A 22,534-nucleotide genomic window follows, 5' to 3' on the forward strand; every position below is an offset into this window, starting at 1 on the left:
ATGTTTCTATTCTAACAGCTTTTGACCTTGAATTCAGGGTTTATAGCTAAGAATAATCTAAAAAATTGTAACATGCTGTTTGAAAACTTGCATGTGCGATTCCATATCGGTGTTCCACGTGAAACGCTCCTAGGATAGCCTGCATTTTACTTGAGATTTGCCGCTATGGTAAAATAAAGGTTGGGGCAAGACATGATGGAGCTGACATCATACGTATACATAGAAGTACACATTGAGCAAGATATAGAAAAAGGATTGGATAGAGGTGAAGGTGTGAAACAAACAAAAGCGTTAGTAGAGGGCGCAATCATGATGAGTATTTTCGCGGTCATGATGCTGTTTTATTTATATGTGCCGCTATTATCCATTATTTTCTTTCTAGCTGCTCCGATTCCGATCATCCTCTATACAATCAGACACGGCTTGAAAAAAGGAATTGCTGCTGGCGCTATTGGGATAGTGATCAGCTTTTTAATTGGGTCTATAAATGGTCTTATGACTGCACCAATATTGATTGCTGCCGGATTAGGCATGGGTGTTTTCTACAGCAGAAGGCAGCCTGGGAATGCCATCATTACAGGTGCGCTAATTTATTTATTCAGTATTCTCATCTCCTTTGTTGTCAGTGTTCAGCTCTTTCAAATCGATATCATGAATATTGCGAAAGAGTCGATTGAGCAAATGATGCCGATGGTAGAGAGTACTTTAAAGCAATCCGGCGTGTCTGAGAAGGACATTGCGAAGCAGCTGAAGCAGTTCAGAGAGTTGCAGGATACGGCATTAAGTGCTTTACCTGTAGCGTTATTGATTTTGGTCACGCTGCTGGCTTTTGTGAATCATTGGTTCATGCGGCCTTTGCTCAAACGGTTTGTTTCAGACATGCCGTCCTTGAAGAAATTTAAGGATATGCGGCTGCCAAAAAGCATGGTATGGTATTATTTACTCACATTGCTTTTGATGCTGATTCAGACGGAAAAAGGCAGCTTTTTATGGCTCGTTCAATCGAGTGCGTTTAAAATTTTATTTATACTGGTGCTTATTCAGGGATTTTCTTTTCTCTTCTATTATTGCCACGAAAAAAACATCTCAAAAGCGGTACCCATTTTCGCTGTCGTGTTAACGGTTTTCTTTCCGCCAATCGGTGTGATTGTGCGAATTATAGGGATTGCTGACATAGGCTTTGATTTAAGAGAAAAAGTAAAAAACAAATAATTCACTCTGAATGTTGAGGAGTTGATATCAGTGCCAAGCTTCTATAGAAAACCTGTCATCAAGTATCCGATCTTCGCGTTAATTGTTCTTGCGGTGATCACAGTCCTCCTCAACCTTTATTTTAATTGGATCATAGGAGCAGTTGGTCTTTTCGTCCTTGCAGGTGTTCTCTACTTTTTAAAGTGGGCAGATACGCAAGTGCAGAAAGAGATTGATTCATATATTTCAACATTATCCTATCGAGTCAAAAAGGTTGGAGAAGAAGCATTAATGGAGATGCCAATTGGTATTATGCTGTTTAATGACCAGTATTATATCGAATGGACGAATCCATTTCTCGCTTCATGCTTTCATGAAAGCACACTTGTCGGCAGATCCTTGTACGATACATTCGAGTCCATTGTGCCTCTTATTAAACAAGAAGTCGAGACCGAAAATGTGACGCTGAATGACCGGAAATTCAAAGTCATTATTAAACGGTCAGAGCGCCTTTTATATTTCTTTGATGTCACGGAACAGGTGCAGATTGAAAGACAGTACGAAAATGAACGAACGGTTTTATCTTATATCTTTTTAGACAACTACGACGATGTCACGCAGGGCCTTGATGATCAAGTGCGCAGCGCGATTAATAGTGAAGTGACGTCTCTGCTCAACAATTGGGCACAAGAATACGGTATTTTTCTGAAGAGAATTTCGTCTGAACGATTTATGGCGGTTCTAAATGAGAGTATTTTAGCTGAGCTTGAAGCGTCGAAGTTCTCCATTTTAGACGAGGTCCGTGAGAAAACAGGGGCACATAGTGCGACGCTCACTCTGAGCATCGGGATCGGTGCGTCCGTTCCTTCTTTGAAAGAGCTTGGAGCACTAGCGCAGTCGAGTCTTGACCTTGCCCTCGGACGAGGCGGGGATCAGGTCGCCATTAAACAGCCGAATGGAAAAGTGAAATTCTACGGTGGAAAAACAAACCCAATGGAGAAACGGACACGCGTACGCGCACGGGTCATTTCTCATGCTTTAAAAGAAATTGTATCTGAAAGCGGTAATGTCATGATCATGGGACATAAGTTCCCAGACATGGACTCGATCGGTGCATCCATTGGGATTTTAAAGGTCGCCCAGGCCAATGGAAAAGAAGGCTATATTGTCATTGATGCCAATCAGATTGGCGACAGTGTTCAACGCTTAATTAGTGAAATTAAAAATTATGAAGAGCTTTGGTCACGTTTTATCACGCCAGAGGAAGCAATGGAGCTTGCAAAGGATGATACATTGCTTGTCGTCGTAGACACACATAAACCGTCTCTCGTCATGGAGGAACGGCTGCTGAATAAGATTGAAAATGTCGTGGTCATTGATCATCATAGACGCGGCGAGGAATTTATCCGTGATCCTTTACTTGTTTATATGGAGCCGTATGCTTCATCTACAGCAGAGCTTGTGACAGAGCTCTTAGAGTATCAGCCGAAGAAATTGCGGATTAACATGATTGAGGCGACTGCGCTTCTGGCTGGGATCATCGTTGATACGAAGAGTTTCTCTTTGAGAACGGGGTCAAGAACGTTCGATGCAGCATCCTACCTTCGTGCAAAGGGAGCAGATCCTGTCCTTGTGCAAAAGTTCTTAAAAGAAACAGTTGATCATTACATTAAACGGGCAAAACTCATTCAGCATACAGAGCTGTATCAAAATCAGGTGGCCATTGCTTCATTGCCATCTGACAGGTCGGAGTATTATGATCAAATTACGATTGCCCAGACAGCGGATTCCCTGTTGTCAATGAGTGAGGTAGAAGCGTCATTTGCTGTCGCTAGACGAGATGACGACACGGTATGCATTAGTGCTAGATCATTAGGGGATATCAACGTTCAAATTATTATGGAAGCATTAGACGGCGGCGGTCATTTGACTAACGCTGCTACCCAGATTTATGGTATAACCATTGAAGAAGCGGTAGGGAAATTAAAGGCTGCCATAGACGAATATTTCGAAGGAGGGGTTCAAAGATGAAAGTCATCTTTCTAAAAGACGTAAAAGGCAAAGGGAAAAAAGGCGAAGTCAAGAATGTAGCTGACGGATACGCTCACAACTTTCTCATCAAACAAGGATTAGCTGTTGAAGCAACTCCAACGAACCTAAGTGCATTGGAAGGGCAGAAAAACAAAGAGAAAAAGAATGCCATCCAAGAGCTTGAACAAGCAAAACAATTAAAAGAAACACTTGAGGCGTTAACAGTGGAACTCACTGCAAAATCAGGTGAAGGCGGCCGTTTGTTTGGCTCGATTACAAGCAAACAAATCGCTGATAAATTGCAAAAAGATCATCAAATTAAACTCGATAAGCGCAAAATCGAGCTGAATGACGCCATCCGTGCATTAGGTTACACAAATGTACCGGTGAAGCTTCATCCAGAGGTACAAGCAACGTTAAAGGTACATGTGACAGAGCAGGCATAAGCAGAAAAGAACCCGTCTCACGAGGAGGCGGGTTCTTTTTTTATGAAGGATCTGAAATATAGACACTGCGTCCGGCACGCATACCGGATAAAAACATGAAAAATAGGATGATGATAAAGATGATAATTGCTGGTGTCCATGTCTGTGTGGAATCAAAAAGGATACCAATCATGAACGGCCCAACAGCAGCTAATAAATAACCGAGAGACTGCGCCATTCCAGAGAGGGCAGCTGCTTGTTCCATATTGGTTGTACGTAAACCGATAAATGTGAGGGCAAGACTGATACTGGCCCCTTGTCCAATGCCGATCAATAGAACAGAGATGACAAGGATAGGCGTCGATTCTCCGAGAAGAAGTCCAATCATGCCGAGTAAATACACAAGGACAAGGCCGACGACAAGCGGTCTTTGTGTTTTTAATTTTTCTGCAAAAACGGGCGTTAAGAAGGTAGATGGCAGCCCCACAAACTGCATAATGGACAGCATCCAGCCAGCTGTCGACAGGTTTATTCCATGTGATGTTAAGATATCAGGAAACCAAGCGATGCTGCTATAGAAAAGGAATGATTGCAGGCCCATAAAAAAGGTCACTTGCCATGCGACACGTGAACGCCATATCGGCTGCTCTGTGAGCGAGATGCTTTTGACGGCCGCTGTATTCTGATGAAGAAGCTGCGGCGCCCAAACCATCATGGCGAGAAGGGCAAGTCCAGCCCATACAAGGAATGATGTATTCCAGCCGCCAGGCATCGTATGACTGAGCGGAACACTGACACCTGATGCAAGTGCAGCGAAGACGGACATTGAAGTCGTATATACACTTGTCATCAAGCCTGCATGTGCAGGGAATTTATGCTTCACAAGCCCCGGTAAGAGCACATTACAGATCGCAATTCCAACGCCGACTAGTGCTGTTCCAATCATTAAGAAGGTGATGGTGCCAAATGAGCGAATCACAATCCCAAAGAGAAGGACAGCAAGTCCAAGCCAGAGGGTTCGTTCATTGCCAAGTCGTTTTCCGATTTTAGGTGCAATTGGAGAAAGCAATGCGAATGAAAGCAGTGGTAAAGTCGTGAGAAAACCTGCCAGTCCATTTGAAAGCTGTAAATCGGAACGAATCGCGCCGATCACAGGGCCAACGGATGTAATGGCAGGCCGAAGATTAAATGCAATGAGCAAAATCCCAGCAATCAGCAGGATGGTTTGTCCTGTACTGCGAGGTTGTAATGTTGATTTTTCTAGTTGTTGTTCCATGAATGTAAACTCCTTTATTTCTTTAAGAAGAACGATCTTTCTTCTGTTCAAGCTCCGCTAATTTAGCTAATAAGATATGCTGCGGCATATGCATAATTTGTTCTAACGGTACATTGAGTGATGCAGCAAGCTTTTGTGCGGTATCGGCTGAGATTTGTAAAGGTCTCATGCGCAAATCCCTCCTCTTTCAATCTATACGTTCCAATATATCATATCGGCTTTGTGCCATGCTGATAAAAAATTAGCGTTCTCTTTTATAAAACCACTTTAGGACGGACAAGAAATTTTTTTGAAATTGTTTCAGATGATGGCCCTCCCCTTGTTCGATGTGATATTGCAGCTGCCATTCCTGCATCCCTTTCTGTAATAAAAGGTCATGTAGTTGTTCGGTGAATAAAGGCATGTGCTGTTGAGCAGATGTTTTGCCTTTCCCTTCTTCACTGCCTACAGACAAATAGACAAGGTGATCCACACACTGAATGCTTTGTTGTTTAGCAAACGATAGAAAATCTTGATACCAAAATGACCCGGAGATCGATGCGATGTTTTTAAAAAGGTCAGGGTGCATGAATAAGGTATAAATAGCAAATAGTCCACCTAATGAAGCACCTACGTGGCTATGTTCATGACCGGTCTCTTCAACTGGATATTCTCTTTTGATATATGGGAGCAAGTCATTCGCTAAAAATGACACATACGTCTGTGCCTCGCCTTTAAAGTCAGGGAACCCAGATCGCAGTGATGACGCCTTCCATGGTGTATATTCGTCAAGTCGATTGAAGGGGTGTATGCCGACGATGATAATTGGCGAGATGGTTTTCGTTTCGATCATTCTTTCGATCTCTAGCAGGTGTGTTCTAAACAAAGAAGAGCCATCTTGTACAAAGACAGCTGGGACATCAATAGAGGTGTCTTGCGGAAGGTAAATATCAAGCTGACGCCCGTTAAACTCGTCATATAGAAACGTTCCGTTCACGTTTATCCTCTCCTAAAGAACTACATTGAAAAGAAGACAAAGGGCTAATCATTTTAGCCCTTTGTCAACAATCATCTTTTTAGTTGTTTTGATCTAACCATTTGACGGCCTTATCAAGGAAGGTTGTTTTGCTTAGTGCTGTTCCTCCTTGAAGCATAGGATCAACAACATTTTCATTGATGTGCCCATTTTTCACAGCTTTTAGGCTTGTCCAAATTTTATTTTTCTCTAAGTCTTTCAATGCATTTGGATTCGATGAGTTTTCCTCTTTAGAGAACTGAACAAAAATATAGTCAGGATTGAGTTCGCCTAGGCGCTCTAATGAAATCAATGCTTGTGCTTTGGCTTTTTTGATATCGCTTGGTACTGTAAATCCTAAATCCCCATATAAGGTAGAGTTGAAGTATACGTCTTCAGGATATACGTACAGATCGCCCTGTCTAATGCGCAAAATGACAGCTGTTTTGTTGCTGCTTTTGTCTTTCAGGGTTTCTTTCGCTTGTTTGAGATCTTTCTGATAATCAGAAATGATGTTTTTGGCTTCTTTACTCTTTCCAGTCAGTTCACCGAGCAATAAAAGATTGCTTTCCCAGTCAGAAGAGACATGGGATACTGGGATCGTCGTTTGGACTTTATCCAATTTTTTAATTGTTGTAGGTGGGAACTTTGTTGATCCGAGTATCACATCTGGCTTTAGTTTTAAAATTTTCTCTAGGTTCGGTTCTGTTTTTTCCCCGATGCCTTCTGTTTTCGCTGTGATGTCTTTAAATAATTCAGGGAATGTGCCGCCTACAGTAGAAGCACCAATAGGCTCGATACCAAGTAATTTTGCATCTTCCATTGATTCAAGACTTCCAGCAATGACAATTCGTTTCACTGGCGTTTTGAGTTTGTACGTTTGATCTAAGTAATTGATGTTTGTTTCTGCTATTTCAGCTGACTTGCTTTTGGTTGTGTTTGAAGCAGGTTTATTTTCTGCAGCACCACAGGCTGCTGCGGTGATCGTCATGATACAAAGGATAAGCAATGCGAACCATTTTTTCATTTGTTTTCTCCTTTAACTGATAATTGTTCTCAATTAAAGATTGTATTAGGCTTTCGTCCTTTTATCCATAGACAAATATCTGTCAAATGATGGACTTTTTACGGAAAAAAAGATAAAAGGTCCTGAATGACTCGTTGATGACTGGCTGCTGTGTATTCACGCCAAGGGTCAGAAGTGAGCGGATAGACGGCTTGCTGCGTCACAGCTTTGAGATTTTGCCAAGCCTCCTGCTGCTTTAACTTTTGATAAAAAGCAATGGTTTTTGGCTCCTTATGCAGGAAGAGGAAGATGGCGTCTGGATCTAGCTGTTGTATAGAGCGAATGCTGATTTTTTTTTCTATTAGCTGGCCGTCATTCTGAAACGCTGGCAGAAGACCAATGTCATGAAAAATCACTTCGGACATGGTGCGATTTACAGACAAGTAGAGCTGATCTTGAAAGATTCGTAGAGGCAGGACGGTTTTTGGTGGATGATCAAAAAGGCATGCCTTTTTCGCTTGAATGACGAGTTCCTCGTAATGAATCAGCCATTCTTCTGCTTCCTTCGCTTCGTTTAGGAACATAGCTGTTTGTCTGAATTGAGTGCGCCAATCCAATTGTGTGAATGGAACAAAGTGAACAGGACAGATGGTTTTTAACACTTGTTTTTCTTCCTCTGTCACATGTTCATTGGCAATGATCAGCTCAGGTTTTGTTTCCTTTAATAGCTGTAAATTGGCTTCAGCGTGCTCGTTGATCCGATGTGCACTCAGGTGAATCGGAATTTCTTCTGCATGATGCTCAAAATCATGTGCTGTCCATTTAGGGTGAAGAGGGGCAGCATATGGAATGATATGAATGGGTGTGAGCTGGCCGAGTATAGAATGACCATAGGCTGCAATTTTCCGCTGACGGCTTTTCATATAAGTAGAAGGGGTCATGCCCGTTTTTTTCTTAAAGATGCGGCTAAAGTAATACGGATCTTGATAGCCGATTTCCAGTGCAATGTCTTTGAGCTTTGCGTTGCCTTTTGCCATTAATTGTTTTGCTCTAGCCATCCTTTTCTTGGTGATATAATCAGTAACACTCACATCAAAATGCTTTTTAAATAGCTCACTGTAATGATTAGAGCTGATGCCAGCCATATGAGATAGACTTGTCAGGCTGAGGGGTTCTTCGGAATGTTGATCGATATATTGTTTTGTTTGGAAAAGGGCATGTGCCGTGTCACAAATATCTTCTTTATGCAGTGTGAAAAGCTGCATAATGAGCTGCTGAAAAAGAGTTTGGCTTTTAAAAAAACTAATGGATTCAGGTCTTTGCCATTCCTCTGTCATATCGGACAGTAAAGAATGAATGTGTTCAATCGAACTAATATCGATAAATTGCCATTTATTTAGTAAAGGACGGGCGTATTCAGTTGATACTTCTCCAATGTTTTGATCTTGCAGCGTGTAGAGCTGAAAGCGAAACAGATAGAGCTCGTGTTTTTGATAAGGCTCTGTTTTCAACATAAATGTTTCCCCGGGCATGATCGTATAGAGTGTCAGATGTTTCAATCGCCATTTTTGATCGTTCAATGTGAGTAAACCGCTGCCGCTTATGCTGAAGAGGAGGCAGAATGTATCTGATAGCTGCTGCTCCGTATGTGGAAGCTCTGCATTATTTATTTTTTCAGTATCTGTTAATCGATAGATGAATTGTTCGGCATTTGCCAATGTACGTAATTGATTGTTGTTTCCCATAAAACCACCTGATCTCTTATTGATTGATAAACATTCTCAATTAAATTGTAGCAGAAAGAGCTGAAAGATGGTGATGTTTATTCTGTCAAAAAAGCACCCTGATGGAGATCAGGGTGCGATGATTTATTCCGTTTTTCCATGTGCTAGCGCCGGTTCTTTTGTTAAGTTTAATGGCCGCAAGTCCTGCCAGTGTGTCTGGATATAATCGATGCAGGCATTTCTAGTGTCTTCACCAAAGACCTTTTCCCATCCATCTGGCACTGGTGCAAATGATGGCCAAAGTGAATGCTGTCCTTGTTCATTGACCAGCACAAGAAATACACCGTCTTCACGATCAAAGGGATTTGTCATTTGTCATCTCTCCTTTATTCTTAGTGCTTTTGTTTGACCCGATGCAGTGCGTTGTCTAAGATGACACCAATTTCTGCTAGGGGTTTAGGCTGGCACATGTCTTTGTGCCGGCAATGAATGTCGTGCTGTTCAATTGTTCCGTTGATATAAGGTGCCCATGCTTCGGGATCAATTGGTGTAAACCAATCTGGGATAATGGTAGATCTAAAGAATAATATGTCTCCCTGATAAGTTTTTGGCTGATATTCTCCGAGCAATCGAACTGAATTCACATAGGTTTCTTTTAGATTTCTAATGGCATCTTCACTTAAGCTTGCTAGTGCACTGCCATCTTTTTTCAAAATGTCGACGGCACTTTTCATCGTGAGCGGTTCACCTGTTAAGGTATCTGGATCATAACCGCCGAGCGCAAGAAGAGCGATTAGTGCTTCTTCTTCATCAGGTGCTGCTTTAATCGGTAAGAAATGATTTGGATAGGCATCCAGCATCGCAACGAGTGCGATTTCTTCACCTTGCTGCTGGAGCTGTGTAGCCATTGCCTGTACAACGTTTCCACCTAGTGACCAGCCAAGAAGATGATAAGGGCCTTTTGGCTGAATCGTTTGGATGTGCTTGATGTAATCCGCAGCCATATCATCTAGTGTGTGCGGGTAGTCATCTTTTCTTGCGATTCCTCGTGCCTGTAATCCATAAATAGGGATGTCTTTCTCTAATGTATTCAAGAGACCGGCATAGCACCAGCTAAGACCACCTGCTGGGTGAACACAGAAGAGAGGATACCTTTCTCCATTTGTTCGCAGCGGCAGCAAGATGTCTAGCGCGTTTTCATCGCTTCCTGTTTCTAGTTTCTCTGCCAAACTTGCCACATTCGGTGCTTCAAACAATGTTCCGATACTTAGTTTGACACCAAGTGCATCACGAATGCGGCTGATTAAACGAACCGCAAGTAAGGAATGCCCGCCAATGTCAAAAAAGCGATCGTCTATGCTGATTTTAGGCAAATCAAGCACCTCTTCAAAGAGATGACATAGGATTTCCTCTTTCGGATTTCTTGGGCCGCGGCCATCCGTTTGCTGTAAATGCAATTGAGGGGCTGGCAGTGATTTTTGATCAAGCTTCCCGTTTGCTGTAAGCGGCATGGCGTCAATCTGTACATATGCCGCGGGCACCATGTAATCAGGAAGACTGGCTGCTGCAAAATGACGAAGGGTCTCTGTATCGAAACGGTTTTCTTCAGTTGGGACAATATAGGCGACTAGGCGTTTGTCGCCAGGCTGATCCTCTCGCATCATGACGGCCACTTGTGCAACTGCATCATGGCGTGCCAGAACGGCTTCGATTTCTCCAAGTTCAATGCGGAAGCCGCGTATTTTAATTTGATGATCAGCTCTGCCGATGTAATCAAGAGCCCCTTCTTCTGTCCAGCGCGCAAGGTCGCCTGTGCGATACATTCTTGTGCCAGGTGCGCCATAAGGATCGGCAGGGAATCGATCTGATGTCAGGTCAGGTCTGCCTAGATAACCTCTTGCAAGGCCAGCTCCAGCTACATACATTTCACCTGTCGTCCCAGGGGGAACAGGCTGCAAGTATTCATCTAGTACGTAAACGTGTAAATCAGGAATCGGTTCACCTATTAAACTGCTGGAGTTCTTTGTGATCATATCTCGATTGAGTTCATTGTACGTAACGTGTACGGTGGTTTCTGTAATGCCGTACATGTTAACTAGCTTTGGCTTACAGTCTGAGTGACGGCTGTACCAATCTTCTAATCTGCTAAGCTCTAATGCTTCACCGCCAAAGATGACATAGCGGAGTGATAATGCTTGGCCTAGTGTTTGTTGTTCCTTGTCTATCTGCATGAGCTGATAGAAGGCAGAAGGTGTTTGATTAAGCACAGTCACACCTTCCTCGACTAGAAGCTGCAGCATCTCTTCTGGAGAGCGAGAGATGGTATGAGGTACAATGACAAGCCTGCCGCCATATAAAAGTGGTCCCCAAATTTCCCATACTGAAAAGTCAAAGGCATATGAATGAAACATTGTCCAAACATCCTCTTCATCAAAATGGAACCAATGTTCAGTAGATGTCAGAAGACGGATGACATTTTGGTGTGGGATGACCACTCCTTTTGGTTTCCCTGTAGAACCGGATGTATAAATAATATAGGCCGGATGCAGAGAAGATAGCGGCTCAATTCTGTCAATATCAGCCGGATTGTGATTTGGCATAGTCAGCAATTGATCGCTCGTTTCTTTTTCGTCTAACAAAATCAAATCGCAATCAGCAGGGAGGTGCATTGCACCTGCTTTTGTTGTGATGCTGCAAACGGGTTTGGCATCTTGTATCATGTATGCCAGTCTGTCTGCTGGGTAATCTGGATCAAGCGGAACATAGGCTGCGCCTGCTTTATGAACGGCTAATAAGCTTACGAGCATGTCGATTGATCTAGGCAGGGCAAGTGCAACGAACTGTTCTGGTCCAACGCCTTTTTCTATTAATAAATGAGCAAGACGATTGGCTTTGTTGTTTAACTCTTCATAGGTCAGCTGCCTCTTGCCATCCGTTACTGCGACCCGATTAGGATATTGCTGCGCCGTTTTTTCAAATAAGGCCGGGAGACTATGTGCTTGGTCTAACTGAGCAATTGTCTTTTTGTCAGGGAGAAATGTTTGCTGCTCTTTATCTGATAAAATGTTCACTTGACCAATCGGCAGGTGTGGGCGCTCAGCTACCTCTGTTAAAAAACGCTTCATTCTGTCAGCGATTGCTCGAATGGTGCTTTGTTTAAATACATCTGTGCTGAATTCAAACAATCCTCTTAATCCCGCTGCTGACCCAGTTTCCGTTCTTTGTTCTGCTAATTCGATGGTCAGATCAAATTTAGCTGACCCTACTGGTTTTACGTAGAGATTTGAATCAAGTTGTGTCAGCTTCATTTCCGCCTTCGGTGTATTTTGGAAGGCTAGCATGACCTGGAACAATGGATTTCGTGATCTGGACCGGGTTGGATTTAGGATTTCGACTAGACGTTCAAATGGCAGATCCTGATGCTCGTAGGCTGCTAAGTCAACGTCTCGCACTCGCTTCAATAGCTCACTAAAGGTTGGATTACCATCTGTATTGGTACGTAATACTAGTGTGTTCACAAACAAGCCGACAATATCGTCAAGTGCATCGTCATTCCGTCCAGCAATTGGACTGCCGATTGGGATATCTGTACCGGCCCCAAGGCGTGTCAGTAATGCTGCAAGTGATGCTTGAAGCACCATGAACAAACTCACCTGATGCTGCTTTGCAAGCTCAAGGAGGTTCTGATGTAAAGCGGGTTCAATCGTAAAGTCTATCGTCGCACCGTTGAAGCTTCCTTCCTGTGGACGCGGGAAGTCGTAAGGAAGCTCGAGTTCTTCAGGCAGGTCATGTAAGGCACCTTTCCAATAGCTGAGCTGCTTGGCAAATAGACTATCCGTCTCTTCTTCACTGCCCAACAGTTTCTGCTGCCAAATAGCATAGTCAGCATATTGAACAGGTTCCGCTGGCAAGGAAATAGATTTTCCTTGTATACGGGCTTCGTAAGCAGCAGCTAAATCTCGCGTCAGTGGTGCAAGCGACCAGCCGTCACCAGCGATATGATGCAGCAATAGAAGCAGTACGGATTGGTTTGCATCAAGCGTGAATAATTCAGCTCGAAGTGCAGGTTCTTCTTCAATCTGAAAGCTATAGCGAATGGCTTCGTTTAACTGATTCTCAATTTGTTGATCGCTTGAAGCTGTGACATGGAGTTCAGGCTGAACACTTTTCGGGTGTAAAATGACCTGTCTTGGCATGCCATTCTTATCTGGAAAAATGGTTCTAAGGGTTTCGTGTTTTTCAGTGATATCTGCCAGTGCACCAATTAGAGCTGTTTGATCTAGTGTACCTGTCAGCTGAATGACAAGTGGAATATTGTAAGTTGGACTTGGCCCTTCAAGGCAATGAAGGAACCAGAGCCGTTTTTGGGCAAAGGATAACGGAATCTCATCTGGCTTGTCTTCTACCTGAAGCGGCGGCCGAATGTCCTTCGCTTTGTCAATGTGCTGCGCAAGCTCAGCAACCCGAGGAGATTCAAAAATGGTACTCATGCTTAGGTCTGCACCAAGTGTATCGCGTATACGTCTAAGCAGACGAGCGGCGAGTAAGGAATGTCCTCCTAAGTCAAAGAAACTATCATCTATGCCAATTTGAGATAGACCAAGGGTTTCTGCAAATAAACTACATAACATGTCTTCTTGTGGTGTTCTAGGGGTACGCTCAGAACTAACTAAAGACATATTTGGTACTGGTAATGCTTTGCGGTCGATTTTGCCGTTTGGTGTAAGTGGAAGTTCTGGCAAAACGACAACAGCAGAAGGCACCATGTAATCAGGAAGTATTGAAGCCACAAACTGCCGGATCTCTGAAGGGTGTAGAGAAGAGCCGTCTGTCAGCACAACATACGCACAAAGCAGCTGCTGACCAGGTTGATCCTCACGAACGATAACAGATGTATGCTTTATGGATTGGTGCTGCATCATCACGGTTTCGATTTCACCTAGTTCAATACGGAAGCCGCGGATTTTAATTTGATGATCGGCACGGCTGATATAATCAATTGAACCATCTTCACGCCATCTGGCTAAATCACCAGTACGATACATTCTCGTGCCTTTTGTGCCGAATGGATCAGCGACAAAGCGTTCTGCCGTTAAATCATATCGTCCAAGATATCCTCTAGATACTCCTTCACCTGCAATATAAAGTTCACCAATTGATCCTGCTGGGACTGGGTTTAGTCCTTCATCTAAAATGTAAATGCTCGTATTCCAAATGGGTTTACCGATTGCCGGCCCGCTATTCTCCCGGTGTGCTGTGACATTTTCCATCGTAGACCAAATCGTCGTTTCTGTAGGTCCGTACAAATTAGTAATGTCGCATTGAAGAGATTGCAATGTGTGCAAAAGGGAAGCAGGGAGTGCTTCTCCTCCAACAAGAACACGCATACCTGTTATCACGTCAGGGTATTCATCTGCCAACGCATGCCACAACGTTGGTGTTGCCTGCATGATGGTGACATGATGAGAACGAATCATGTCGGAAAGCTTTGCTGGTTCTTGTATGGTTTCTTTTTTTGCCAATAAAATAGCAGCCCCATGTAAAAGCGGGAGGAACATTTCCAGCCCGGAAATATCAAAGGCAATGGTCGTTACCGCTAAAAGCTGGTCTTTTTGATCTAATAAAAATGAATCTTGCATGGACAATATAAAGTTGATCACATTTCGTTTTGTTACAACAACACCCTTTGGTTTGCCTGTCGATCCTGATGTGTAGAGGATGTAAGCCGGGTGATGTGGAGAGCCCTCGCTCCAGGTCGGATTGAGCTGCGGACTGCCTGCTATCTCCTGATGAACAGTTGAATCATCCAGATGAACGATGTGCGGATGATCCAAACCGTCTGCTGTTTCTTTGATTGTGAGCAAGCACGCCGGTTTGGCATCTTCTAGCATATAGGCGACACGATCGTTAGGATAATCAGGGTCTAATGGCAGATATGCCGCTCCCGTTTTGACGACGGCTAATAGACTTACGACCATATCGATGGATCGAGGCAGAGCAATTGCGACAAATTGTTCTGGTCCAATGCCATGTTTTTTCAAATAATGAGCTAATTGATTAGCCCGCTTATTCAACTCTTCATAGGTCAAAGTAATTCCTTCAAACTGTAATGCTTTTGCTTGTGGTGTTTTGCTCACCTGTTTTTCAAATAGTTCCCGTAAAGATTCCTTTGGTAATTCTCGTTTTGTATCATTCCAGTGCTTGAGGATGTTCTCTTTTTCTTTAGACAAAAGAAGGTTGAATTGACTGATCGTCTGATCTTCCTCTAGTCCGGTTATTTCCTCCAGCAATTGAAGAAAACGCTGCTGATGAGCGTCAACTGCTTGCTCTTTGTAAACGGCAGGGTTTGCATCAAAGTCGATTTGAAATCCGTTCCCATCCGCGCGGTCGTATATGTTGATCGATATATCATCCACGGGTCCTGCTGAAAGGTTATGTGCTTGGCCAATGCTCTGACCGAACACGAGATTATAATCAAATGGCATGATATTGATCTGTGGACCAAATAATCGCTGATTTCTTCCGATGAGTTTAAAGTCTCTCCGCATGTTCTCGTGACGATATCTTTGATGAGGGCGAATGGCTTTTAGTTCATCAGATACTTGGCGAACAAGTGCTGAGAGCGTCATTTCGGGTTTGCATGTTAAACGAAGTGGTACCAGGTTCATGACCATTCCGGGTGTTTGTAAGGCGCAAGATCCAAGGCGCATCATCACAGGTAATCCTAAAACAATATCGTGTGCACCAGTCATACGATGCATATATAAAGCGGATGCTGCAAGAATCATTTCATGCCACGTACTACCGAAGGCCTGAGCATTTTTTTTCATTTTGCTTACCTTATCGGCATTGTAGCCAGCCGTTTTGCGGATAAAATGATCCGACGTTCTTGGGGCAAGCTCAGCAAGGCTGACAATTTCCGGTTGATCAGCGAAGCGATTTTTCCAAAACGCTTGATCAGCTTCATATCGATTGGACTGTTGATAGGTGAGCTCCTCTTTGACTACGTCATGTAAGGCTCCAAAGGTTTGAGGAGGCATTGGTGTTCCTTGCGATAGGGCTGAATAGACCTCAGCAACGCGGCGTGCAATGAGCGAAAAGGCGAATCCATCAATGGCAATGTGATGAATGCGCTGATACCAGATAAATCGGTCGTCAGCAAGTTGAAAAAGTATTTCACGGAATAATACATCTTTCTCTAAAGAGACTGGTGTTGAAAGATCGGCTTTCATCCATGCTTTAGCCTCATCAAACGGCTGTTTTTCATTTTGTAAATTGACATATTGAAATGGGATCTCTTTCTTAGATGTCATCCATTGCTTTGGACCGTCAGTATCCTCAACGAAGCGCATATACAAGGAATCTGCTTCTAAGACAGTCTTTCTAATGGCTGCTTCAAAGTGTAGGGGATCAATAGGACCTTTAATATCTATATACTCAGCTGTATTGAAAATAGGATTAGATGGATCAAGCTGCTGCGCGTACCAAATGCCTGATTGGGCACCGGTTAGTGGGAATGAATCGACTGACTGGATCGACAAGGGTCTATACCTCCTTTACAAGTAATCGATATTTGGGATAGATGGCTGCTTTTCTGGGAAAAGAAGAGTCCGCCAATGAGCGAGCGTTGGATTTGCTGCAAGCTCAACGAAATTGACTGTCGCTCCTTGCTGCCTCCACTTTTCCGCTAGGCTCATCATTCTAATAGAATCAAGCCCAAGGTAAACGAGATTCTCGTCAAGCGGTATTTCATTCGGCTCGATTTGGAGATACTCAGCTACTTGATGAACAATGGCCTCAAAGGATAGATCATCATTGTCTGCTTCCTGTCCTGTTAAACGACGAATGATTTGGTTTGTCGTTGTGGTGACCGCACAGCGTTCAGCTGCATAGGTCATCGCCATTTTGTGATGCTTAAGTGAAAAGTCAGCAACGGCATCAGCGACAAAAAAAGTTTCAATATCGAGCATGAATGCTTCTGCGGCTGTTAGCATACAGCCAATATGTGCATATACGCCAGTAATGATCAGTTGATCGCGCCCGCCTTCTTGAAGAATATCCAAAAAATTAGATTTTTTGAATGCGCTATAACGCCATTTTGTCAGCATTGTATCTGCTTCAGATGGAGCAAGCTGATCAATAATTTTTGTCAATGCTTCATCATCACCAAGTCCAGGTCCCCAAAAATCTGTTAATAGGGCACGATCCATCGGGTCTTGGTCACCAGGCTGCGCTGTATAGACAACTGGAATGCCAAGTTCATTGCATGTATCACGTAATTGTTCAATATGTTGAACTAACTCTATGATCGGAGAAGTATCTTGTTGAAATGCATTTAAAAAATATTGCTGCATGTCATGTATCAGCAGAACAGCACGTTTCGGATCAGGTATCCAGTTCACTTTATTTTCGGGTAAATCTTGTGTGCTTGGCATTGGATATGCAGGAATAGTAGGGATTGCCATGGTTTTCACTCCTCTTTTTTATACGTTGGCAGTATGGATTGCAGCTAATTCTCTTAATGCTTTTTTACTGACTTTGCCTACACCTGTTTGTGGAAACGCATCGATCCATTCAATGCGGTCAGGAATTTTATAGGCTGCAAGTCCGCGATCTCTTAGAAATGATTTTAAGATGTGCGGTGCTGGTTTGTTGTTTCCTTTCGCAATAACAAAGGCACATGAGCGTTCGCCAAGAAATGGATCCGGCATGGATACCATGGCGGCATCATGAATGTCAGGATGCGCAAGTAAATGGTTTTCAACTTCTTCTGCGGCAACCTTTTCGCCGCCACGATTGATTTGATCTTTGTCTCTGCCTTCTACAACAACATTTCCTTCTTTGGTTAATCGCACGATGTCACCTGTTCTGTAAAAGCCATCAGGTGTAAATGCTTTTTTGTTTTGTTCATCGGCTTTATAGTAGCCGCGAATCGTATAAGGTCCTCTTGTTAAAAGATGTCCAGCCACTTCATGCGGGACGGGCTTGTCCTCATCATCTACCACTAGTACCTCATCATATTCAGACATCGGGCGTCCTTGTGTATGAATCATGACATGCTCAGGATCATCTAATCTGGTATAGTTGACCAGACCTTCTGCCATGCCAAAAACTTGCTGTAACTTACATCCAAGTGTAGGCGTCACTCGTTTTGCTGCTTCAGCACTGAATTTAGCGCCACCGACTTGTAAGACTTCAAGACTTGATAAGTCATCTGATCGATGAGGAGCAGCCTCTAGCCAAATCAATGCGATAGGTGGAACGACAGCGGTAATAGTCGCCCGTTCTTTTTCAATGAGTGGAAAGACGACATCAGGGCTTGATCCAGGTGCAAGAACGACTCTTCCGCCTGCGTATAACGTCCCAAGGACCCCAGGCGAGCTTAATGGATAGTTGTGCGCTACTGGAAGTGCAGCTAGATACACACTATCTTGTGTGAGTTCGCATACCTCATTGCTTTTCCAAAGACTATAAATATAGTCATCATGTGTACGAGGAATAAGCTTTGAAAGACCTGTGCTGCCTCCAGATAACTGAAGAAACGCAATATCGCTTGCCTCTACATGAATTTGAGGATCAAGTGCTGGGTCCTTGCGCAGATCATCCAAGTCAAGGAATTCCTCAGCTTCCCCTGCAACAATGACATGAGGTAATGAGGGAAGCTTTTCTTTCACTTGACGTGCGAGTGATCGATAATCAAAGCCGCCATCGATATCGGGTATGACATATGCGTCTGCTTCGGCAAACTCAATAAAATAAGTGATTTCACTGCTTCTATGAGATGGCAGAGAGAAGACAGGTAAAGCACCGATTCGAAATAAAGCGAAAATGACTTCAAAAAAAGCAGGAATGTTAGGAAGCTGCACGACCACTCGACTTCCCTTTTGAATTCCAAGCTGATGAAAACCGGCGGCAAGACTGCTGACGCGCTGATCAAGTTCTTGGTAGCTCATGTGCGTATCAGCGTATGTAATCGCTGTTTTATTTCCTAACGATGCGGCTCGTTCACGAAGCATACCGCCAAAGGTTTCCCCACGCCAACAGCCGTGTTCACGGTAGCGTTTTGCAAATTCTTCTGGCCATGTAGGTGGTTGAACAAACATGTTTTTGTCATCTCCTATGTATTTTTATAGCTGATGGATGCCCATCGCACGAAGCATCGTGTTAAATTTTGCAGATGTTTCGGCTAGCTCTTCTTCTGCCTTAGATCCTTTAACCACTCCTGCGCCAGCAAAGAGGCGGAGGGAGTGACCCTCAGCTTCTGCACAACGAATGGTGACAATCCAATCACCATCACCATTTGCATCTGCCCAACCGATCATTCCTGTGAAAAATCCTCGATCGAAGGGTTCAATCGCTTGAATGGCTTCACGTGCATCTGCTGTAGGTGTTCCGCATACTGCAGGTGTTGGATGAAGGCTAAGCGCTAAATCTATTGAGGATACACTGTCATCTGCTAGTTCTCCTTTCACGACAGTAGATAAATGCCACATCGTTTCAGTTTGTATCACGGATGGTGATGCAGGCACATCTAGTGTATGACAGTAAGGAGAAAGCGCTTTAGTGACAGCTTCAACAACCACTGCATGCTCGTGTAAATCCTTCGCTGAAGTAAGGAGTTCATCGTGGCGGCGCTGGTCTTCTATTGGATCTGAACTGCGCGGCCGGGAACCAGCGAGTGGATTGGAAATCACAGATGAACCGGTTTTAGAAAGGAGCAGCTCAGGGCTTGCCCCAAGAAGTGTGCGCTTTTGGGAAGACTTCGGATCAGCTACATTTGCAGCAAACGTATAGCCATTCGTATTATGACGAGCCAGTCGTTCGAGTATTGTTTTCGTATGAATGTCTTGATCTGATTTGAGATGGAGAGATCGAGAAATGACGATTTTGCTAAGCTCTCCTTTTTCAATTTTAGCTAACCCTTCGTTCACACCATTCATGTAGACTTCAGGAGAAGGGACAGGTGTCACCTCATAGGATAGCGATGCCACTTCTGATTCCTCATCACCTTGATGAAATTCGAGTGGATCACTAAACTGTACATGGAATGGCACATTTAAACGAACAGGCTGTGCCGGATCAAACGGGACAGCACCAGCCACAATCGGTGTTTGGATACCAGCTTGTTTGGCATCGTCAAATACGTGCGCTACCCTTGTGGATAGTTCATTTAGCTGATTGGTTTCAATATGCTGGAAAATCCCTTCGGCAAGTATCGTGCGTTTAGGGGAAGCAAGGAAAAAAGCACCTGGCTGATAGTCTTGAAGCAATTGTCCTTTTTCTTCGGACGACAATAATGAATGTTTCATGAAAAGGCCTCCTTTTGAATGAAATGCTAGATTCCGAGTGTTGCGCCGCCATCGATCGTGAGATTCTGCATCGTAATATGACTGGATTGCTCAGATGCAAAGAAAATGACTGCATCAGCGATGTTTTGAGGATCAGCGATTTTTTGTAAAGGAATACCGGTTTTATACGTCTCTAATGAACCTTTAATCACCTGATTTTCTCCTTGTTCATCAGGCCATAAAGCCCATTGCATAGGTGTTGCGGTAGAGCCAGGGGAGACAACGTTGCATCTGATTCCATGGGCAGCCAGTTCTAATCCAAGTGTTTTTGTAAATGAAGTAGCTGCTGCTTTTGAAGCGGCATAGGCAGCCATATTCATTCTAGGAATGGCACCTGCGTTAGAGCTGACTGTCACAATGACCCCTTCTGATCTTTTTATCATGTATTTGGAGACAGCTTGAGAAACGTAAAAGACACCATGTGTGTTGACTGCGAAAGTTTGTTGCCAGTCGTCTGCACTAAGCTGGTCGATAGAACCCATTCGGAGAATGCCTGCTACATTGACCAGTAAATAAATGGGCCCAAGCTGCTTTTCAATTTGATCGACAATGTGCTGAACAGATGCTTGATCGGTAATGTCACATGGATAGGCAAAGGCACGTATGCCTTCATCATTCAATTGCTGGACGGTGCTTTGCAGCTGATCTTCATTTGCGTCAACTGCTGCAATAATCGCACCTTCTTCGGCTAGTCTTTTTACGACTGCTTGTCCAATACCTTGTCCTGCGCCTGTGATCAGGGCAATTTTTTGAGATAGACCACTGTGTTTCATGTGTTCACTGCCTTTCCTTCATGTCTGTGGGTGTGAAAGGATCATCATGATAGAGTGCAAAACGAAAAGCGTCATTCATCAGCACCGGTAAAACGGATGTATGTCCTTCTTTAGGGAACTCGTGATAGGCTGTATGCAAGCCATATGAGGATAAAGGCAGCATACGATTTGCTAGTGAATTTGCATGATCATTCATTTGACACGGATGATGTTTTTCTAACTCACCTACACCTACAAGCAGCCTGACATCCATAGGCACCTGACGTATATGATTGATGAATTGGTGTTCTTTTTCTAAAAATAATTTTTTGTTCCAGTGGATAGAAGGACTGCCTGCAATATATGTCTGATAAGCATCAGGGTGCTCAAATAGTGTGTGTAATACAAAAAGACCGCCAAGAGAGTGCCCAAACAGTGTTTGACGACTCTGGTTGATCGGAAAGCGCTGCTCGATATAAGGCTTTACAACCTTTTCTAAAAAAGAAAAGAACGCAGAGGCGCCGCCATATGTATGGGTGGAGAAATCCTTTCTTTTGCCACCAATGGAAGCGTCAGGGCCGGTTAGAGTGAGATCATAATGCCTGAGCGGATGATAGGGCGCGTCTGTCTGATAGCCAATTCCAACAATGATGGCAGGTACAACACCTGTTTTTTCGGGTCTTCTTGACTGTAAACGAATGGCTTCGACCATTGTGCCAAAAAGTGAATTCCCATCAAGTACGTACATGACTGGAAAACCAGCCGCTGGAGGAGTAGTATTCGGTTTAAATATAAAAAGTCTGTATGGGTGTGCTGTGATATCCAGCTGCTCCGTCCCAGGTATAAAAAAAGGACGGCTTTCTCCGAAAAGAGAACCCTCAGTACCCATTCCTTCAGGGCGTTTGGACATGTGTAAAAAATCCCCTTCCTCAAATTGACTCTCATACGCTGATAAAAGCAGGCTTGCGGATATAGGATGAGTGTAGAGATTGAAGAATGGTTCCTTCAAATGAAAATGATTCTCAATTATCACGCAAGCAAATCAAATGATAATGGTTATCAATTACGAAGTCAAATGTTCATTAAGTTGTGTAATTGATAATTGAATCGAAATATTCAGAAAATAAAGGACTAACTAACTACCAAATGACTGGAAATAGAGAATGGCGGACCGTTTTATTTAAAAAGAGTAGAAGTGCCAAAAGACCTTGATCGTCTCGGGATATTTACCATTTCCTTCTGTTTTATTCAGGAATATATATAGGTTTTTCTACTTGGAATCATTTTGAGGAAAAATAAGTCTATAGACCTTATTGTATTTTTAGGAAAAAAGAGGAGAATTTTTTGAAAAGCTGGTGATCAAATCTCACAACTTATTCAATATCATGCGTAAATTCATATACAATTTTCTAAGGAAGACAAGATCGAAGGGAATGTAAGCATAATGAAAACCACATTAGGAAAGCTGAGGCTGAAACTGCTTGAAAATCAGCTCAAACTGAAAAATTCGTTTACAGTGGAAGAATATCATGAAATGAAGCAATCATTACATGAAATACGGATGACATTTGCGGCCTATGAACAATGGGATTTATACCAGCGGGCCACCGATATGATCACCATCCTCCTCTTTCAACACGCCCTCCAGCAAAAACACCATTAACACTTTCACTTTTTATGAGCAGCGTATTTCTTATGGAAGGACGGTGCTGTTTTTATGAGTGGTGAAATATCATATAGCATCAAAAATGCGTCAATTAAAAAAGTAAGGGATGTCCCCTTACTTT

Annotated in this window: 16 protein-coding genes; 4 read left to right on the forward strand and 12 right to left on the reverse strand. The window is 43.4% G+C overall.

The genetic code is table 11. The annotated features are described in order from the left end of the window. Positions 1-195 precede the first annotated feature (195 nt). From JVX94_RS14820 to rplI, 3 genes are read left to right on the forward strand one after another with little or no spacing between them, the layout of a single operon-like run. The gene (locus tag JVX94_RS14820) at positions 196-1,212 is read left to right on the forward strand and encodes a YybS family protein (protein ID WP_240193769.1); all 1,017 of its coding nucleotides are present in this window, start codon (positions 196-198) and stop codon (positions 1,210-1,212) included. Positions 1,213-1,242: 30 nt separating this feature from the next. Then, a complete protein-coding gene (locus JVX94_RS14825) occupies positions 1,243-3,222 on the forward strand; it encodes a DHH family phosphoesterase (RefSeq protein ID WP_048238316.1) in 1,980 nt (659 codons plus the stop codon). After that, positions 3,219-3,668: a 50S ribosomal protein L9 gene (rplI, locus tag JVX94_RS14830; protein WP_008359128.1), complete on the forward strand. Its 450-nt coding sequence runs from the start codon at positions 3,219-3,221 to the stop codon at positions 3,666-3,668. Before JVX94_RS14825 ends, rplI begins: the two co-directional genes overlap by 4 nt. A gap of 40 nt (positions 3,669-3,708) precedes the next feature. On the opposite strand, the gene JVX94_RS14835 is transcribed toward rplI, so the two are convergent. The 12 genes from JVX94_RS14835 to JVX94_RS14890 form a co-directional block, all read right to left on the reverse strand. Beyond that, positions 3,709-4,923 (reverse strand): CynX/NimT family MFS transporter, encoded by a 1,215-nt coding sequence (locus JVX94_RS14835; protein ID WP_205183595.1) that lies wholly within the window; start codon positions 4,921-4,923, stop codon positions 3,709-3,711. Between the two features lie 22 nt (positions 4,924-4,945). Beyond that, entirely contained in the window at positions 4,946-5,092 is a 147-nt protein-coding gene (locus JVX94_RS14840) for a YycC family protein (protein WP_064498621.1), read from the reverse strand. A gap of 72 nt (positions 5,093-5,164) precedes the next feature. After that, positions 5,165-5,899, reverse strand: coding sequence for an alpha/beta hydrolase (locus tag JVX94_RS14845; RefSeq protein ID WP_095410029.1), 735 nt, complete (start codon positions 5,897-5,899; stop codon positions 5,165-5,167). A 79-nt stretch (positions 5,900-5,978) separates the two neighbouring features. Next, entirely contained in the window at positions 5,979-6,944 is a 966-nt protein-coding gene (locus tag JVX94_RS14850; RefSeq protein WP_203129096.1) for an iron-hydroxamate ABC transporter substrate-binding protein, read from the reverse strand. A gap of 98 nt (positions 6,945-7,042) precedes the next feature. Then, on the reverse strand, positions 7,043-8,668 hold the full coding sequence (locus tag JVX94_RS14855; RefSeq protein WP_144471570.1) for a helix-turn-helix domain-containing protein: 1,626 nt from the start codon (positions 8,666-8,668) through the stop codon (positions 7,043-7,045). 123 nt (positions 8,669-8,791) lie between these two features. Then, positions 8,792-9,019 (reverse strand): MbtH family protein, encoded by a 228-nt coding sequence (locus tag JVX94_RS14860; protein ID WP_095410026.1) that lies wholly within the window; start codon positions 9,017-9,019, stop codon positions 8,792-8,794. 20 nt (positions 9,020-9,039) lie between these two features. Next, positions 9,040-16,188 carry an amino acid adenylation domain-containing protein gene (locus tag JVX94_RS14865; protein ID WP_205183597.1) on the reverse strand — a complete coding sequence of 2,383 codons (7,149 nt, stop codon included), beginning with the start codon at positions 16,186-16,188 and terminating at the stop codon, positions 9,040-9,042. 15 nt (positions 16,189-16,203) lie between these two features. Beyond that, complete coding sequence (locus JVX94_RS14870) at positions 16,204-17,112, reverse strand: isochorismatase family protein (protein WP_205183599.1); 909 nt, start codon at positions 17,110-17,112, stop codon at positions 16,204-16,206. Positions 17,113-17,130: 18 nt separating this feature from the next. Beyond that, positions 17,131-18,750, reverse strand: a complete 1,620-nt coding sequence (locus JVX94_RS14875) for a (2,3-dihydroxybenzoyl)adenylate synthase (RefSeq protein WP_205183601.1) — start codon at positions 18,748-18,750, stop codon at positions 17,131-17,133. Positions 18,751-18,774: 24 nt separating this feature from the next. Continuing rightward, on the reverse strand, positions 18,775-19,956 hold the full coding sequence (gene dhbC, locus JVX94_RS14880) for an isochorismate synthase DhbC (RefSeq protein ID WP_205183603.1): 1,182 nt from the start codon (positions 19,954-19,956) through the stop codon (positions 18,775-18,777). A 26-nt stretch (positions 19,957-19,982) separates the two neighbouring features. Further along, positions 19,983-20,768: a 2,3-dihydro-2,3-dihydroxybenzoate dehydrogenase gene (locus JVX94_RS14885; protein WP_197197499.1), complete on the reverse strand. Its 786-nt coding sequence runs from the start codon at positions 20,766-20,768 to the stop codon at positions 19,983-19,985. 4 nt (positions 20,769-20,772) lie between these two features. Beyond that, positions 20,773-21,657: an alpha/beta hydrolase gene (locus JVX94_RS14890; RefSeq protein WP_205183605.1), complete on the reverse strand. Its 885-nt coding sequence runs from the start codon at positions 21,655-21,657 to the stop codon at positions 20,773-20,775. 534 nt (positions 21,658-22,191) lie between these two features. Between JVX94_RS14890 and JVX94_RS14895 the strand changes: the two genes are divergently transcribed. Further along, positions 22,192-22,410 carry a hypothetical protein gene (locus JVX94_RS14895; protein WP_144471583.1) on the forward strand — a complete coding sequence of 73 codons (219 nt, stop codon included), beginning with the start codon at positions 22,192-22,194 and terminating at the stop codon, positions 22,408-22,410. Positions 22,411-22,534: the final 124 nt, after the last annotated feature.

Origin of the sequence: Bacillus sp. PDNC022 (genome assembly GCF_016919285.1) — a bacterium.
Taxonomy (GTDB): Bacteria; Bacillota; Bacilli; order Bacillales; family Bacillaceae; genus Bacillus; species Bacillus safensis.

Excerpts from the sequence above, each read along its gene's own strand:
- JVX94_RS14820 (WP_240193769.1), top strand. The coding sequence starts at position 196 with ATGGAGCTGACATCATACGTATACATAGAAGTACACATTGAGCAAGAT.
- rplI (WP_008359128.1), top strand. The coding sequence starts at position 3,219 with ATGAAAGTCATCTTTCTAAAAGACGTAAAAGGCAAAGGGAAAAAAGGC.
- JVX94_RS14835 (WP_205183595.1), bottom strand. The coding sequence starts at position 4,923 with ATGGAACAACAACTAGAAAAATCAACATTACAACCTCGCAGTACAGGA.
- JVX94_RS14840 (WP_064498621.1), bottom strand. The coding sequence starts at position 5,092 with ATGAGACCTTTACAAATCTCAGCCGATACCGCACAAAAGCTTGCTGCA.
- JVX94_RS14850 (WP_203129096.1), bottom strand. The coding sequence starts at position 6,944 with ATGAAAAAATGGTTCGCATTGCTTATCCTTTGTATCATGACGATCACC.
- JVX94_RS14855 (WP_144471570.1), bottom strand. The coding sequence starts at position 8,668 with ATGGGAAACAACAATCAATTACGTACATTGGCAAATGCCGAACAATTC.
- JVX94_RS14860 (WP_095410026.1), bottom strand. The coding sequence starts at position 9,019 with ATGACAAATCCCTTTGATCGTGAAGACGGTGTATTTCTTGTGCTGGTC.
- JVX94_RS14870 (WP_205183599.1), bottom strand. The coding sequence starts at position 17,112 with ATGGCAATCCCTACTATTCCTGCATATCCAATGCCAAGCACACAAGAT.
- JVX94_RS14875 (WP_205183601.1), bottom strand. The coding sequence starts at position 18,750 with ATGTTTGTTCAACCACCTACATGGCCAGAAGAATTTGCAAAACGCTAC.
- dhbC (WP_205183603.1), bottom strand. The coding sequence starts at position 19,956 with ATGAAACATTCATTATTGTCGTCCGAAGAAAAAGGACAATTGCTTCAA.
- JVX94_RS14885 (WP_197197499.1), bottom strand. The coding sequence starts at position 20,768 with ATGAAACACAGTGGTCTATCTCAAAAAATTGCCCTGATCACAGGCGCA.
- JVX94_RS14890 (WP_205183605.1), bottom strand. The coding sequence starts at position 21,657 with ATGTCCAAACGCCCTGAAGGAATGGGTACTGAGGGTTCTCTTTTCGGA.
- JVX94_RS14895 (WP_144471583.1), top strand. The coding sequence starts at position 22,192 with ATGAAAACCACATTAGGAAAGCTGAGGCTGAAACTGCTTGAAAATCAG.